The organism is Dickeya sp. NCPPB 3274 (assembly GCF_000406205.1).
GTDB classification, from domain to species: Bacteria; Pseudomonadota; Gammaproteobacteria; order Enterobacterales; family Enterobacteriaceae; genus Dickeya; species Dickeya fangzhongdai.
Genome location: NZ_CM001979.1, coordinates 1592434 through 1607618, shown reverse-complemented (window position 1 = coordinate 1607618; position 15185 = coordinate 1592434). Strand labels below are relative to the sequence as shown.

The window sequence follows — 15185 nt, the reverse complement described above, 5'->3', positions numbered from 1 at the left end:
ATTTTTAAACCGATTGCTTAAACCGATACGTCGTTAACCCATACAAACTGGAAGCTAAAACAACATGAACGTTAATTTCTTTGTCACCTGCATCGGCGATGCGCTCAAATCGCGCATGGCGCGTGACAGCGTGCTGCTGCTGGAACAGCTCGGCTGTCGCGTTAACTTTCCCGAACGGCAAGGCTGCTGCGGTCAGCCTGCCATCAACAGCGGGTATATCCGCGACGCGCTACCGGGCATGAAAACGCTGATCGCCACGCTGGAAGAGAACGATGATCCGATTATTTCGCCCGCCGGATCCTGCACCAACGCCATCCGCCATTATGCCGACTGGCTGGTTGAAGAGCCGGAGTGGGCCCGCCGCGCCGAACGGGTCGCCAGCCGGATGGTCGACCTCACCTCATTTATCGTCAACCGACTCGGGGTCACCGATGTCGGCGCCCGCCTGCCGGGTAAGGCGGTCTATCACCCCTCCTGCAGCCTGTTTCGCAAACTGGGCGTGCGCGAAGAACCGCTGACGCTGCTGCGTCAGGTGCGCGGTCTGGAACTACTGCCGTTTCATGCGCAGGAAACCTGCTGCGGTTTCGGCGGCACCTTTTCCGTCAAAATGGCGGAGATCTCCGGTGAAATGGTGAAAGAAAAGGTGGCGCACATGATGGAAGCCAAACCGGACTACCTGATCGGCGCCGATGTCAGTTGCCTTATCAACATCGGCGGACGGCTGCGGCGCGAAGGGCACGCCGTTCAGGTATTGCATATCGCCGAAGTGCTGATGAGCCGTTAAGGAGACGCCATGTACCTCAAAACCAGCAACCTGCCGTTTCGCGAGCGTATCCGTCAGCAGATCGACGACCCTATCATGCGTCAGGCGGTCGCCAACGCGCAGGAGCGCATCGGCGCCAACCGCCAGAAAATGGTCGATGAACTGGGCCAGTGGGATGTCTGGCGCACGCGGGCGGCGCAGATTCGCGCCCACGTGCTCGATAATCTCGACGCCTACCTGTACCAGCTGTCGGAGCAGGTGACCGCCAACGGCGGTAAGGTGTTTTTTGCCGCAACGCGCGAAGACGCTACCCGCTACATCCTACAGGTGACGCAAGCCAAACAGGCCCGCAAGGTGGTGAAATCCAAGTCCATGGTGACCGAGGAAATCGGCATGAACGCCGTGCTGCAGGACGCCGGGATCGAGGTGGTGGAAACCGATCTGGGCGAGTACATCCTGCAACTGGACAAAGACGCGCCCTCCCACGTGGTGGTGCCCGCCATCCACAAGGATCGCCATCAAATTCAGCGCGTGCTGCAACAGCGGCTGGGCTACGACGGCCCGGAAACGCCGGAAGCGATGACGCGCTTTATTCGCCAGAAAATCCGCGAAGACTTCCTCAGCGCCGAGGTAGGGGTAACCGGCTGCAACTTCGCCGTGGCGGAAACCGGCACCGTCAGTCTGGTGAGCAACGAAGGCAACGCCCGGCTATGCACCACCCTGCCCCGCACCCACATCGCCGTCATGGGTATGGAGCGCATTGTGCCCACCTTTGACGAGCTGGACGTTCTCCTCACCATGCTGGCGCGCAGCGCGGTCGGCGCCCGGCTGACCGGCTACAACACCTGGCTGACCGGCCCCAAAGGCAGCGCCGACGTTGACGGCCCGCAGGAGTTTCATCTGGTGATCGTCGACAACGGCCGCTCACAGGTGCTGGGGTCGCCGTTCCACGACATTCTGCGTTGCATCCGCTGCGGCGCCTGCATCAACACCTGTCCCGCCTACCGCCATATCGGCGGCCACGGCTACGGCTCCATCTACCCCGGCCCGGTCGGCGCGGTGCTGTCGCCATTGCTGGGCGGGTATGAGGATTTCAAACATCTGCCTTACGCCTGCTCGCTGTGCACCGCCTGCGACGACGTCTGCCCGGTGCGTATTCCGCTGTCCTCGCTGATCCTGCAACACCGGCGTGTGCTGGCGGAACAGGGCATGACGCCCGCCGCCGAGCGTCGCACTGTGCGGTTGTTCAACTACGCCAACCGCCATCCGGGGATGTGGAAAGTCGGCATGGTGGCGGGCGCGCACGCCGCGCGCTGGCTTATTCGTAACGGCAAGATGCCGTTTAACATCGGCGCCATCAGCGAATGGACCGCCGCCCGCGACCTGCCGGACGCCGACGGCGAAAGCTTCCGCAGTTGGTTCAAACAGCATCAGCGCCAGACCAAGGAGAAACGTTAATGGAAAACCGCGACGCCTTTCTATCTACCCTGGCCCGCCGGCTCGGCCGCGAGCCACGCCAAACGCCGCCGCCTTTGCCGCCGCTGGACCACGACCCGGCCCGCACCCGCCTGACCGAGCTGACGCCGCAACAACGCTGCGACGCCTTTATCGACTACGCCGGCAACGTGATGCAGGCGCATTGTGAGCTAACCCCGCAGGCTGAAGTAGCGCAGGCCGCCGGGCGGTTGTGCCAGCGTTATGGCGGCGCGCCGGTGCTGGTCAGCGGCGACGCGCATCTAGTCACACTGGGCGTCACCGACCACCTGCGGCAGCTGTATCAGGCGCAGTGTTGGGACCCGACGGCCGGCGAGGAAAATCTACGGCTGGCGACGCAGGCCCGCATCGGCGTGGTGTACGCCGAGTACGGGCTGACCGAATCCGGCGGCGTAGTGTTATTCTCCACGCCGCAACAAGGGCGCGCCATCAGCCTGCTGCCGGAGTCCACGCTGTTTATTGTGCGCAAAAGCTGCCTGCTGCCGCGCGTGGCGCAACTGGCGCAGCATCTGCGTCGGCGGGCGCAACAGGGCGAACCGCTGCCGTCGTGCATCAACCTGATCGCCGGCCCCAGTTCTACCGCCGATATCGAACTGATCAAGGTGGTGGGCGTGCATGGGCCGCTGAATGCGGCGTACCTGATTATTGAAGACTGCTGATAGCCCGCCGCATAACTCGTCAGGCTGACCGCGGAGGCATACAAGGGTCTTACGAAATTATCAGCCTGTTGATGCCCCCTCCGCCGAGGGGGCAAGGTTTGACTTACTCCAGTCCCAGCCGCGCGTTAAGCCGGGCGATCTCTTGCCGCCACTGCGCCTGCAGCGCCGGTTTCTGGTGTTTTGCCTTACGCGCCAGATCCTCGGCCAACCGGTGTTCCAACTCAACCAGTTGCGCCAGCAGCACGTCTGCCTCATCGACATGATCCGGCTCCGCCGCTAACGGCTGCACCGGTCGTGCCGCCGCTTCGCCGGGCTGCGCGCCCAGACGCTGATAGACCTGATCCAGGTCGTGCCACTCGCTCAACTCGCCCTGCTCGACCAGCCAGAAACGGTTGCAACTTTGGCTAATCAGCGCCCGGTCGTGCGTCACCAGCAGCACGCCGCCGCCAAAGGTTTGCAGCGTGTCGGCCAACGCTTCTTTGCCCTCCATGTCCAGATGGTTGGTCGGCTCGTCCAGCATCAGCAACCCGTAGCGCGCCAGCGACAGCCCGACGAACAGTAGCCGGGCGCGTTCGCCGCCGCTCAGGGTAGCGACCGTCTGCTGATGACGCGACCACGCAAAGCCGGCGCTAATCAGCGCCATCTTGCGGTCCTGCGCCGGCGGAGCGAACGGCGCCAGCGCATCAAACAGCGTATCGTCGTCACGCAGTTGATGCAGCGTCTGGTCGTAATACCCCAGCCGAACGCGCGGGTGCAGGCGAATCGCCTCGTCCGTCGTCGGGTGCTGGTATTGCCGCCACAGCAGACGCAGCAACGATGACTTACCACAGCCGTTGCGGCCGATAATCGCCACCCGGTCGCCGCTTTTCACCCGCTGCAACGGCAGCGTAAACAGCGGCGGGCACGCCGCCGCCGGGCGCACCGCCAGCGCCGTCATCTCCAGCAGACGATCGGCGGCCAGCGCTTCGCCGTGTAGCGCCAACCGCCACTGGCTGCCGGCGGTCAGCTCGGTCTGCTCATCCTTCAGCCGTTCGATGTGCTTTTCCATCTGCTTGGCTTTGCGCGCCAGATCTTCGTTATCGTAGACCTTGCCCCAGATGGCCAGCCGTTTGGCGCTGGCGGTAACGCGGTCGATTTCCTTTTGTTCCGCTTTATGGCGCAACGCATCGCTGCGATCGCGCGCCGTCAGCGCCGTACGAGCGGCGCTACAGGGCAGCGCAAAGTAATGCAGTTGCCGGTCGCGCAGGATATAACTGCCGTTGGTGACGTTATCCAGCAGTTGACTGTCGTGGGAGACCAGCACAAAGCTGCCGCTCCAATGTTGCAGGAACTGCTCCAGCCACAATAGCGTCGGTAAATCCAGATGGTTGCTCGGCTCGTCCAGCAATAGCAGGTCCGGCGAGGTGATCAATGCCCGCGCCAGCAGCAGCCGGGTATGCTGGCCGCCGCTCAGGGTGCCGGCGGAAAGCAGCCAGTCCCGTTCGCCGAATCCCATCTCCGCCAGCAAGGCTTCCGCCCGCCAGCGCTCGCCGGCGCGTTCAGGCTCGGGCAGACGAGCCAGCACCGCATCCAGCATCGTCAGCGGATGCAACGCCGCCGGCAGATGCTGCTCAACGCGCGCCAGCAGGCAATGATGGGCTTGCGTCACGCTACCGCGAGCCGGCGTCAACGTGCCGTCCAGCAGTTTTAGCAGCGTGCTTTTGCCGCAGCCGTTATGGCCGATAAGACCGAGACGGTCGCCTTTGTTCAGGGTAAAAGAAACGTCGTTCAGCAGAGTGCCGAAAGGAGTATCCACGCTCAGGGCGCGTACAGTCAGTAAAGTGCTCATTGCTTACTCAAGAGTTATAGGCATAAAAATGCCTCGTCAACACATCGCTGACGATAACCCGGTAAGCCCGAGGGAAGGAGAAATGCGGTTTGCTTCGCTCAAGCCACCGTTATCGCAGCACGATATCGATAACGCTTGAGCAGCGGCGATCGCCAAAAGGATGTGAAGTGTTAAACATTTCACAGCGCAGCATGATGGTCCTCCTTATTTTTATCCGTAGGTTAATCGATGACCGGATTGTAGCGGCAACGGGCGGACTTCGCCACCCGTCAGACGCCGTTCCCGGCGCGTTATTTCGCCACCAGCATCACCAGCGCCACGCCCACCAACACCAGACAGAACGCCAGCCGCAATACCGCCACCGGCAACTTATGCGCCAGCGCCACGCCCCACGACACGCTCAGAATGCCGCCTACCGCCAGCGGGATGCCGGTCGCCCAGTCGACATTGCCGGCCTGGGTGTAAGACACCAACGCCGCCAGCGCGCCGGGCACCACCAGCGCCAGCGCGATGCCCTGCGCCTGCGTTTGGGTGAAACCGAACAGCGTCACCAGCGCCGGCACCACCACCAGCCCGCCGCCGACGGTGAAAATGCCGGACATAAAGCCGCTCGCCACGCCGAGCGCCGGCAGGTAGCGGTTGGACAATACCGAAGTCGGCTTACGGCTGCGCTGGCTGTTGATCCACTGCCAGATGTAATACGCCGCCAGCACCAGCAGGAAAATGGCGAACGCCTTTTGCAAATTATCAACCTGAATGGCCGAGGCGATATGCGCGGCGAGATAGGCCGACACCGTGGCGAAGGCGCACAGCATCAGCGTCATGCGGGTATCGATCTTGTTGCGCTGCCGGTAGCGCAGAAAACCGATCAGCACGTTCGGGGTAATCATGATCAACGCCGTTCCCTGCGCCAGGTGCTGGTTCATGCCAAACAGCATCCCCAGCACCGGAATGGCGATCAGCCCGCCGCCAATTCCCAGCATCCCGCCGCACACCCCAAGTCCCATCCCCAGAATCAAACACAACACCACATTGGTCATCAGCAAACTGGTCATAAACAGCGACTACATCCTGTTACATCGTTTTTAGAAATCATGAATCGAATCAAAAGCGTCTTCTATGATCAAACCACGTCATGGCGGAGATATTCCGCAATTTCGATCAAATTCAGGTCAGGGTCGCGCAGATAAACCGACCGGATTTTCCCGGTCGCGCCGGTGCGCTCCACCGGCCCTTCGATAATCGGCCAGTTGCAGCGCTGCAAATGCGCCATCACCTGCTCCAGCGGCTCGCTGGCGATAAAACAGAGATCCAGCGCGCCGGCACATGAGCGTGCGGCGCAAACTCCGCTCCGCTGACGTGGACATTGATTTTCTGTCGCCCGAAGCAAAACGCGATGCGGCCGTTGCCGAAAGTTTCCTGCCGCAGTTGCAGCACCTGAGTATAAAAGCGCTGCGTCGCCGCCAGATCCACGCAGGTCAGCACAATATGGTCAATATGACTAATCAACAACGCGTTTCCTGTAATTGAGACAATATGATGACATCCTAGGCGCAGGCGACCCTTTTGATAATTCCTCAATCGTCAATCACCCTTTCCTGGCAGGAAAGGGTCGCCGGTGTGCTACGCTGTGATGCCTGTGCTTTCGAGGACCGTCGCCTTCCCATGATCAATCCCGCGCATTTTGACCTGCAGTCATTACGCCTGTTTTTGCAGGTCGCCAAAATCGGCAGCCTGACCAAGACCGCCGAAGCCTTCCACATGACGCTGTCGGCCCTGAGTAAACGCATGGCGGAGCTGGAGCGCACCGTCGATTGCACGCTGTTCATCCGTATGCCGCGCGGTCTGGCGCTGACGGCGGCGGGAACAGAGCTGGTACACCACGCCCGTCAGGTGCTGAGCAGCGTGGAGCGCATGGCCGGCGAGATGCAGGATTACGCCGCCGGCGTGCGCGGGCATGTGCACATCTGGGCCAACACCTCGGCCATCATCGAATTTCTGCCGCAGGATCTGGCGCATTTCCTGCAGCGCCATCCGCTGGTGCGCATCAATCTGGAAGAAAAGCTGAGCGAAACCGTAGTGACGGCGCTGCTCACCGGGCAGGCCGATCTCGGCATTTTCGCCGACAATGTGCCTTCCCCCGGCGTGGAAAAGATCCCGTACCGGGAAGACCAGTTAGTGGTGCTGGTGTCGCCCCGCCATCCGCTGGCTGAACACCGGGAAATCACCTTTGCCGACACCTTGCCGTACGATTTCGTCGGTCTTAACAACGGCAGTTCGCTGCTGAAGCTGTTACAGGACACCGCCGAAGAGCAGGGAAAAATGCTGCGTCTGCGCATTCAGGTCAGCAGCTTTGACGGCGTGTGCCGCATGATCGAAGCCGGGCTGGGCATCAGCATCCTGCCCGAAGGCGCAATCCGTCCGGAAATCCTCGGCGTGGGGCTGCACGCGATCCGTCTGACCGATGGCTGGGCCACCCGCAAGCTGTGGCTCGGCATCAAGTCAGGCGCCACGTTGCAGCCCGAAGCCGCCAATTTGCTGGCGCACCTGCGCCAGCCGGTTTAAATCATGCCGGCGGGGCCGCCACATCGGTATAAAAATCCGCGATCGCCCGCCGCATCGCCACCGGCGCGTCGCTGCCGTCAGACCGCCCCTGATGGCCCGCTAATCGATTATCCGCTAGTCGATTGCCCGCCAATCGATGGCCCGCCGGACGACAGTCCGCTGATGCGGCCAGCCGCCGGCCAGCGCAGCTCGAACAATGCGCCGCCGGATGGCGCGGGATAGCAGCTCGCCTGACCGCCGTGCGCCTGAGCAATCGCCTGCACTACCGCCAGCCCCAGCCCGCTGCCTTTGCTGTTGCCCGCGCGCGACTGTTCGCCGCGCTGGAACGCCTCAAAAATCTGATCGGCTAACTGCGGGTCGATACCGGGGCCGCCGTCTTCGACGCTCAGGAACGCCCGCCCGCCCTCCACGCCCGCCCGGATGCATAACCGGCCGGGGTCGGCATGTTTCTGCGCATTCTCCAGCAACGCCAGCAGCGCCTGACGAATCCGCACCGGGTCACACTGCACCACCTGGTCTTCCAGCGCCAGCGACAGGGTAAACCCGTCGCTTTGCAGCGCGGGCTCGAACGCGCTCACCACCGCCGTCACCTCGTCAGACAGGCGGGTTTGCGTCCAGCGCAGCTCCAGATGACCGCTTTCCGCCAGCCCCACCACCCGCAAATCCTCAATCAGCCGCCCCAGCCCTTCCACCTGCGTCAGCAAATTGCGAAACAGCCCGATGTCAGGTTCGAACACGCCTTCGGTCAACCCTTGCAACCGGCCGCGCAAAATGGTGACCGGCGTGCGCAGTTCGTGCGCGATGGCCGCATTCCAGAACGCCCGCTCCTGCGCCATGCGCTCCAGCCGCTCCGCCATGATATTAAAGTCGCGCACCAGCAACGCCGCTTCACCCAGCGAATAATCGTCGGTTTCGGCGCGCACGTTCAGTTCGCCTTCGGCGATCTGGCGCAGGCTGTGCGCCACCGAATTCAGCGGCACCAGAATGCGGCGCGCCAGCCGGATAGCCAGCACCACCGCTATAACCAGCGCCAGCAGCGTGGTGCCCACCATCCAGAACCACTCCATCGTCGTCGGCATCAACTGATCGTTCAGCGACAGACTTTCCGGCGAAATAGCCAACATCAGCGAATAGAAGATGTAGGAACCCACCACCATCAGCAGGGTGACGGACAGCGCCAGCAGCGTCATGGAACGCACAATCTGGCGGCTCAGGCTGCCCATCGGCTTCATGTCGCCTCCCCCAGCCGGTAGCCGACGCCGCGCACGCTGGACGGCACGCCGGCCAACCCCAACCGCTCCAGTTTCTTACGCAATTTGCTGATGTGGCTGTCCACCGTACGCTCCAGCGAATCCCCTTCCGGCAGGCAGGAAACCAGCAGTTCCTCACGGCTGAAAACCCGGCGCGGCGCACGCGCCATATGGGCGATCAGCCGGAATTCGGTCAGCGTCAGCTCCAGCGGCAGGGCGACGCCATTGAGTTCCACCACCACCTCGTGGTTTTCCAGATCGATCTGAAAGATGCCGGTGCGCAGGAAGCGCTGCGGCTGACGCTCGGCGCGCAGACCGGCGCGGCGCAGCACCGCCTGCACCCGCGCCACCACTTCGGCGGGGTTGAACGGCTTGACCACGTAATCGTCGGCGCCAATCCGCAAGCCCGTCAGCTTGTCGATATCCTGATCCAGCGCGGTCAGCATGATCACCGGGGTATCGCCGCGGTGACGAATCCCCGCCAGCACTTGCCAGCCATCGACCTGCGGCATCTGCACATCCAGCAGCACCAGATCCGGTTTCATGGAGAGATGGAGTTCCAGCGCCTTGCGTCCATCCGCGGCATGGAGGGTGCGTAAACCGCTGCGTGTCAGGTAAGCCCGGAGAATATCGGCGATTTCTGGCTCATCTTCGGCGATAAGCACCAATCCATGGGTGTCGTCAGCCATCGGCATGGATTGTGTATGAACGGTCATCGGTCAGCTCATAATAAAAAAATGCAGGTTCTCCATCATATCTCCATCTTTCCCCAACGGAAACCGCACACAGCGAGCGCACACTCCCGCAGTCTGGCCTCCTTATGGCCGGTAAACAGGGATTACCACGTGATATGAACACCAAGAAACCGTATCAATACCCGGCCGCCTGCATTCTGTCGGCCCTGCTTCTGGCGACGCCCGGTCAGGCGGCGCCGAACGGCGGAACCACCCGTCTACCCGTTTCACTTAAGCAACTGTGCCGCCACGGCGTGGTGCTGGCGCTGGTCGGCATGCTGCTGACCGGTTGCGACCAAACCAATGTATCGGTCGAACCGCCGCTGGCGCGGGTCACCGTATTGACCGCCACGCCCGCGCCCGTCACCCTGACCGACGATCTACCCGGCAGGGTCGCCGCGGTGCGAACGGCGGAGATCCGCCCGCAGGTAGGCGGCATCATCCAGCGTCGGCTGTTTGAACAGGGCGCCGAGATCCGCGCCGGACAGCCGCTGTTCCAGATTAACCCCGCGCCGTTCAAAGCCGACGTCGATACCGCCGGCGCGGCGCTGCAGCGCGCCCAGTCGGTGCTGAACCGGGCGCAAATTCAGGTCGCCCGTCTCAAGCCGCTGCTCAGCACCGGCGCCATCAGCCAGCAAACCTACGACGATGCGATAGCCCAGCGCGACCAGGCCGCCGCCGATGTGGCGCAGGCGCGCGCCACGCTGGCGCGCCGCCAGCTTGACCTGACCTTCGCCACCGTCGAGTCCCCCATTGCCGGCCGCATCGATCAGGCGCTGATCACCGAAGGCGCGCTGGTCAGCACCAACGACAGCAATCCGCTGGCGCGGGTCCAGCAGATCGATCAGGTCTATGTCGATGTGCGGCAACCGGCCTCTTCGCTGGAGCGACTGCGGGAGATGCTGACCAGCCGCGACCACGGCGGCGACGGCGTACCGGCGGTGATCCTGCGCGGCGACGGCCAGCCCTACCCGATGTCGGCGCGCATTCTGTTTTCCGGCGTGAATGTGGACGCCGGCACCGGCGACGTACTGCTGCGCATTCTGGTGGACAACCCGCAGCGGCAACTGCTGCCGGGCATGTTCGTCCGCGCCCGCGTCCCACTCGGTCACCACGCCGACGCCCTGCTGGTGCCGCAGCAGGCGGTAACGCGCAACGCCGGCGAGGCCAAAATCTGGGTCATTGATGAGCGGAACAAGGCGCATGCCGTCGCGGTCGAGCTGGGCGAGCTGGTCAACCGGCAGTATCGCATCCGCGCCGGACTCAGCGCCGGCCAACAGGTGGTGATCGAAGGCGGGGAAAGACTGAGCGACGGCGCCTGGGTGACGACCCAGCACTGGAAAAAGGTGCCGTCCGCCACTGACGTGGCGTCACGCTAACCGCAAAGGAGCCATGCACCATGCCGCAATTTTTTATCCATCGCCCGGTATTTGCCTGGGTGATCGCCCTGTTCATCGTGTTGCTGGGAACCATCGCCATTCCCCAGTTGCCGATCGCCCGTTACCCGTCGGTGGCGCCGCCGACGGTGTCCATCATCGCCTCTTACCCCGGCGCGACGCCCCAAACCATGAATAATGCGGTGGTTGGGCTGATCGAACGCGAACTGTCCAGCGTCAAAAACCTGCTCTATTTCGAGTCGTCGGTGGACACCTCCGGCTCGGCGCAGATCAACATCACCTTCAAGCCGGGTACCGACCCGGAGCTGGCGCAGGTGGACGTACAAAACCGCATCAAATCGGTCGAGCCCCGGCTGCCGCAGACGGTCAGGCAAAACGGGTTGCAGGTGGAGTCAGCCTCATCGGGCTTTCTGCTGCTGGTCAGCCTGACCTCAGACAGCGGACGCTACGATCAGGTGGCGCTGAGCGACTACATGGCGCGTAACGTGGTCGAGGAACTGCGCCGGGTCGACGGCGTCGGGCGCGTCCAGCTGTTCGGCGCCGAACAGGCGATGCGCATCTGGGTCGATCCGAACAAGCTGTTGTCCTACGGTCTGACCATGAACGACCTGTCGACCGCCATCGCCCAGCAGAACGCGCAAATCGCCCCCGGACGGGTCGGCGACGCGCCCACCCTGCCGGGACAACAGGTGACCATTCCGCTGACGGTGCAAGGGCAGTTGGAAACCCCGGAGCAATTCGCCGCCATCGTGCTGCGCGCCCGGGAGGACGGCTCGCAGGTGGTGCTGGCCGACGTGGCGCGCGTCGAACTGGGCGCGCAATCCTACGGCTTTTCCGTGCGTGAAAACGGCAAGGACGCCACCGCCGCCGCCGTTCAACTGGCGCCGGGCGCGAATGCGGTGCGTACCGCCGCCGCGATCGCTCAGCGTATGGCCGAGCTGAAACCGTCCATGCCCGCCGGGATGAGCTATTCGCTGCCGTTCAACACCGCGCCATTCGTCAAAATCTCCATCGAGCAGGTGGTCAGAACGCTGGCCGAAGCAATGGTGCTGGTGTTTCTGGTGATGTACCTGTTTCTGCAAAACGTGCGTTATACCCTGATCCCGGCGATTGTCGCGCCTATCGCCCTGCTCGGTACCTTCACGGTGATGCTGGCGGCCGGTTTCTCCATCAACGTGCTGACGATGTTCGGCATGGTGTTGGCGATCGGCATCATCGTGGATGACGCCATCGTGGTGGTGGAAAACGTTGAGCGGCTGATGGCGCAGGAACGGCTGTCGCCCAAAGCGGCGACCACCCGAGCGATGAAGGAGATCACCGGCGCGATTATCGGCATCACGCTGGTGCTGTCGGCCGTGTTTATCCCGATGGCGTTCGCCAGCGGTTCGGTGGGGGTCATCTACCGGCAGTTTACGCTGTCGATGGCGGTATCGATCCTGTTCTCGGCGTTTCTGGCGCTGACGCTGACGCCCGCGCTGTGCGCCACGCTGCTGACGCCGGTTGCCGACGGTCATCATGAGAAACGCGGCTTTTTCGGCGGCTTTAACCGCCGCTTCGAACAACTGACGCAGCATTACGCCGCCGGCACCCGCGCGCTGTTGCGCCGTTCCGGCAGCATGTTGCTGCTGTTTGCCGCGCTGACCGGCGCGTTGGCGTGGATTTTCCGGGAATTACCGTCCGACTTCCTGCCGGAAGAGGATCAGGGGTACTTTATGACCTCGATTCAACTGCCGTCGGACGCCACCGAAGCGCGTACGCTGGACGTAGTCAAAACCTACGAACAGCACGTCGCCTCGCGCCCCGGCATCGCGTCCAACATGTCGATTCTCGGCTTCGGCTTCTCCGGCTCCGGCCCCAATGCAGCGATGGCGTTCACCACGCTGAAGGACTGGTCGGCACGCGACGGCGCCACCGCGCAGGGCGAAGTGGCGCAGGCTCAGCAGGCGATGTCGCAGATTCGCGAAGGCACCGCCATGATACTGATGCCGCCCGCGATCGATGAGCTGGGCACCTCGTCGGGCTTTACCCTGCGTCTGCAAGACCGCGCCGGTCAGGGTTACAACGCGCTCAAGGCGGCGGAGGCCAGGCTGCTGGAGTTGGCGGCGCAGAGCCACCTCGTCGCCGGCGTCTACCCGGACGGCCTGCCGCCCGGCAGCACGGTGCGGCTGAATATCGATCGCCAAAAGGCGCAAGCGCTCGGCGTGTCGTTCAGTACCCTCAGCGATACGCTGTCAGCCGCCATCGGCTCACTGTACGTGAACGACTTCCCGAACGCCGGCCGCATGCAACAAGTGATCATTCAGGCCGATGCGCCGGCGCGTATGCAACTGGACGATGTGCTCAGACTGTATGTACGCAACACCGCCGGCGGCATGGTATCGCTGAAAGAAGTGGTGACGCCGGTCTGGAGCGACACCCCGCTGCAACTGACGCGCTATCAGGGTTTCCTGGCGGCCAGAATCTCCGGCAGCGCCGCGCCGGGCGTATCCAGCGGCGCGGCGATGGCGGAGATGGAACGGCTGGCGGCGCAGTTGCCGCCCGGCTTCACCGTGGAATGGACCGGGCAGTCGTTGCAGGAACGGCAATCCGCCGCGCAGGCGCCGATGTTGCTGCTGCTGTCGATGGTAGTGGTGTTTCTGGTGCTGGCGGCGCTGTATGAAAGCTGGTCGATTCCGCTGTCGGTAATGCTGGTGGTGCCGCTGGGGCTGCTCGGCGCGGTGCTGGCGGTCATCCTGCGCGATATGCCGAACGACGTGTTCTTCAAGGTAGGGCTGATTACCGTCATCGGGCTGTCGGCCAAGAACGCCATCCTGATCGTCGAGTTCGCCAGACAGCTGCGCGAACAGGGACATGAGCTGGTCGACGCCGCGGTGACGGCGGCGCGCCTGCGCCTGCGCCCGATCCTGATGACCTCTCTGGCGTTTGCGCTGGGGGTAGTGCCGCTGATGGTGGCGTCAGGCGCCAGCGCGGAAACCCAGCACGCCATCGGCACCGGCGTGTTCGGCGGTATGGTCAGCGCCACCGTGCTGGCGGTGTTCTTCGTGCCGGTGTTCTTCGTGGCGGTCATGGGCGTGCAGGAACGCTATGACCGCTGGCGCGAAGCCCGCCGGGCCATGAAAACGCTGACGGCGCCGGACAAAGGCTAATCCACTGCGGCGACGGTGGTCTGTCGGCACAACCGGCAGGCCACCGCGCTGGCAATGACGCGGAAAACGGGGCATCGGTTTTATCCCTCAACCGCATGTCCCCACCGCGCCGACAAGGTGACGGAAAGAAACCATGAATAAAGAAATATGGATGGACGAGTAATAAAGCCAACGCACCTGCAACTTGAAGTATGACGGGTATATATTAATTTTATAAAGGAGAGCAACATGTCGCATAATACACGTTCCCCGGTGCGTCGAAATCATTTACGCTGTTGTTCCTTTGCCCTGACGCTGAACTGAAAAAATCATGGATAAATTTTTTCGTCTGCCTCGCTGGATGTCCATTACCTGTGCCATCGCGCTGACCCTGCTCAGTTTTCTGCTCTATCAGAACTATTACAAAATACGGGAAGAGAAAGTCGTTATCCCCACCCCGACACAACCGCTGAACGCCATTCTGGCGATGCCGGCCACGCTGCCGCCCGGCCAAAAGCCGGGGGTGGTGATTTTCGTGCACGGCGACGGACCGATTGAAGCGACCCACGGCGGTTTTTATCGCCCGATGTGGGAAGCGATCGCCAAAGCGGGCTACGCCAGCCTGTCGTGGAACAAACCCGGCGTTGGCGGCGCGCCGGGCAACTGGCTGCTGCAAAATATGGACGACCGCGCCAACGAGGTAATGGCCGCCATTCGCTGGGTGCAAGCCAACCCGCAACTGGACGGCACGCGCATCGGTTTGTGGGGCGCCAGTCAGGGCGGCTGGGTGCTGCCCAAGGTCGCGCGCCTCGACCCGGCCGTCTGTTTCATGATTGCGGTTTCTCCCGCCATCAACTGGCTGCAACAGGGGCAATACAACACCATCGCCAGCATGGAGGACCAGCACGCATCCGCACAGGCGATTGAACAGGCGGTATCGCGCAATGCGATCATTCTGCGTTATTTACAGCAGGGAAAAACGCTGGCGCAATATCAGCAGGATATGCCGGGGAAAATCGATTTAACGCCGGATCGCTGGACGTTCATTCAGAAAAACTTTCAGGCCGACGCCACCGACGACCTGAAAAATATACATACCAACGTATTATTAATGCTGGGCGGGAAAGATATTAACGTGGACGTTAATAACACCCGTAACATCTATCAGGCGTTATTAACGCGACCGGGACAGCTGACGGTAAAATATTACCCGCCGTCAACCCATAATATGGTTGATAAATCGGTAGAGGCGTCGCTGATAAAATCCTGGACGCTGGGATTATTTTTCCCGCGCCAGATTTTCACCGCCGGTTATCTCGCCGACCAAACCCGTTTTATTGCCGATACCCGCTGCCCGCAATAATAAGGGC

At 62.4% G+C, this 15185-nt stretch carries 11 protein-coding genes and 1 pseudogene; 7 read left to right on the top strand and 5 right to left on the bottom strand.

Going from position 1 to position 15185, the window contains the following annotated elements; translation table 11 throughout:
- Positions 1 to 64 precede the first annotated feature (64 nt).
- Genes DXX3274_RS07775 through DXX3274_RS07765 form a run of 3 tightly spaced genes read left to right on the top strand, consistent with a single transcriptional unit; the run spans position 65 to position 2916 of the window.
- A complete protein-coding gene (locus DXX3274_RS07775; protein ID WP_042859313.1) occupies positions 65 to 784 on the top strand; it encodes a (Fe-S)-binding protein in 720 nt (239 codons plus the stop codon).
- Positions 785 to 793: 9 nt separating this feature from the next.
- A complete protein-coding gene (locus DXX3274_RS07770) occupies positions 794 to 2221 on the top strand; it encodes a LutB/LldF family L-lactate oxidation iron-sulfur protein (protein WP_042859312.1) in 1428 nt (475 codons plus the stop codon).
- Positions 2221 to 2916 carry a lactate utilization protein C gene (locus DXX3274_RS07765; RefSeq protein ID WP_042859311.1) on the top strand — a complete coding sequence of 232 codons (696 nt, stop codon included), beginning with the start codon at positions 2221 to 2223 and terminating at the stop codon, positions 2914 to 2916. The genes DXX3274_RS07770 and DXX3274_RS07765 overlap by 1 nt, the downstream gene beginning before the upstream one ends.
- A 103-nt stretch (positions 2917 to 3019) precedes the next feature.
- On the opposite strand, the gene DXX3274_RS07760 is transcribed toward DXX3274_RS07765, so the two are convergent.
- The 3 genes and pseudogenes from DXX3274_RS07760 to DXX3274_RS07750 form a co-directional block, all read right to left on the bottom strand.
- On the bottom strand, positions 3020 to 4744 hold the full coding sequence (locus DXX3274_RS07760) for an ABC-F family ATP-binding cassette domain-containing protein (RefSeq protein ID WP_042859310.1): 1725 nt from the start codon (positions 4742 to 4744) through the stop codon (positions 3020 to 3022).
- 290 nt (positions 4745 to 5034) lie between these two features.
- Complete coding sequence (locus DXX3274_RS07755; protein ID WP_042859309.1) at positions 5035 to 5799, bottom strand: sulfite exporter TauE/SafE family protein; 765 nt, start codon at positions 5797 to 5799, stop codon at positions 5035 to 5037.
- A gap of 68 nt (positions 5800 to 5867) precedes the next feature.
- Positions 5868 to 6253: pseudogene (locus tag DXX3274_RS07750) on the bottom strand (VOC family protein).
- A 156-nt stretch (positions 6254 to 6409) separates the two neighbouring features.
- Here DXX3274_RS07750 and DXX3274_RS07745 point away from each other — a divergent pair.
- Positions 6410 to 7309 (top strand): LysR family transcriptional regulator, encoded by a 900-nt coding sequence (locus tag DXX3274_RS07745; protein WP_042859308.1) that lies wholly within the window; start codon positions 6410 to 6412, stop codon positions 7307 to 7309.
- A 107-nt stretch (positions 7310 to 7416) separates the two neighbouring features.
- Here DXX3274_RS07745 and DXX3274_RS07740 read toward each other — a convergent pair whose 3' ends face one another.
- Together DXX3274_RS07740 and DXX3274_RS07735 are read right to left on the bottom strand one after the other, a co-directional pair.
- Positions 7417 to 8541 carry an ATP-binding protein gene (locus DXX3274_RS07740; protein ID WP_042859307.1) on the bottom strand — a complete coding sequence of 375 codons (1125 nt, stop codon included), beginning with the start codon at positions 8539 to 8541 and terminating at the stop codon, positions 7417 to 7419.
- Positions 8538 to 9275, bottom strand: coding sequence for a response regulator (locus DXX3274_RS07735; RefSeq protein ID WP_050569828.1), 738 nt, complete (start codon positions 9273 to 9275; stop codon positions 8538 to 8540). Before DXX3274_RS07735 ends, DXX3274_RS07740 begins: the two co-directional genes overlap by 4 nt.
- Positions 9276 to 9409: 134 nt before the next feature.
- Here DXX3274_RS07735 and DXX3274_RS07730 point away from each other — a divergent pair, with 134 nt between their 5' ends.
- The 3 genes from DXX3274_RS07730 (at position 9410) to DXX3274_RS07720 (ending at position 15178) form a co-directional block, all read left to right on the top strand.
- Positions 9410 to 10672, top strand: coding sequence for an efflux RND transporter periplasmic adaptor subunit (locus DXX3274_RS07730; protein WP_042859306.1), 1263 nt, complete (start codon positions 9410 to 9412; stop codon positions 10670 to 10672).
- 20 nt (positions 10673 to 10692) lie between these two features.
- Positions 10693 to 13836, top strand: a complete 3144-nt coding sequence (locus tag DXX3274_RS07725; RefSeq protein WP_042859305.1) for an efflux RND transporter permease subunit — start codon at positions 10693 to 10695, stop codon at positions 13834 to 13836.
- Between the two features lie 310 nt (positions 13837 to 14146).
- The gene (locus DXX3274_RS07720; protein ID WP_042859304.1) at positions 14147 to 15178 is read left to right on the top strand and encodes a S9 family peptidase; all 1032 of its coding nucleotides are present in this window, start codon (positions 14147 to 14149) and stop codon (positions 15176 to 15178) included.
- Positions 15179 to 15185 lie beyond the last annotated feature (7 nt).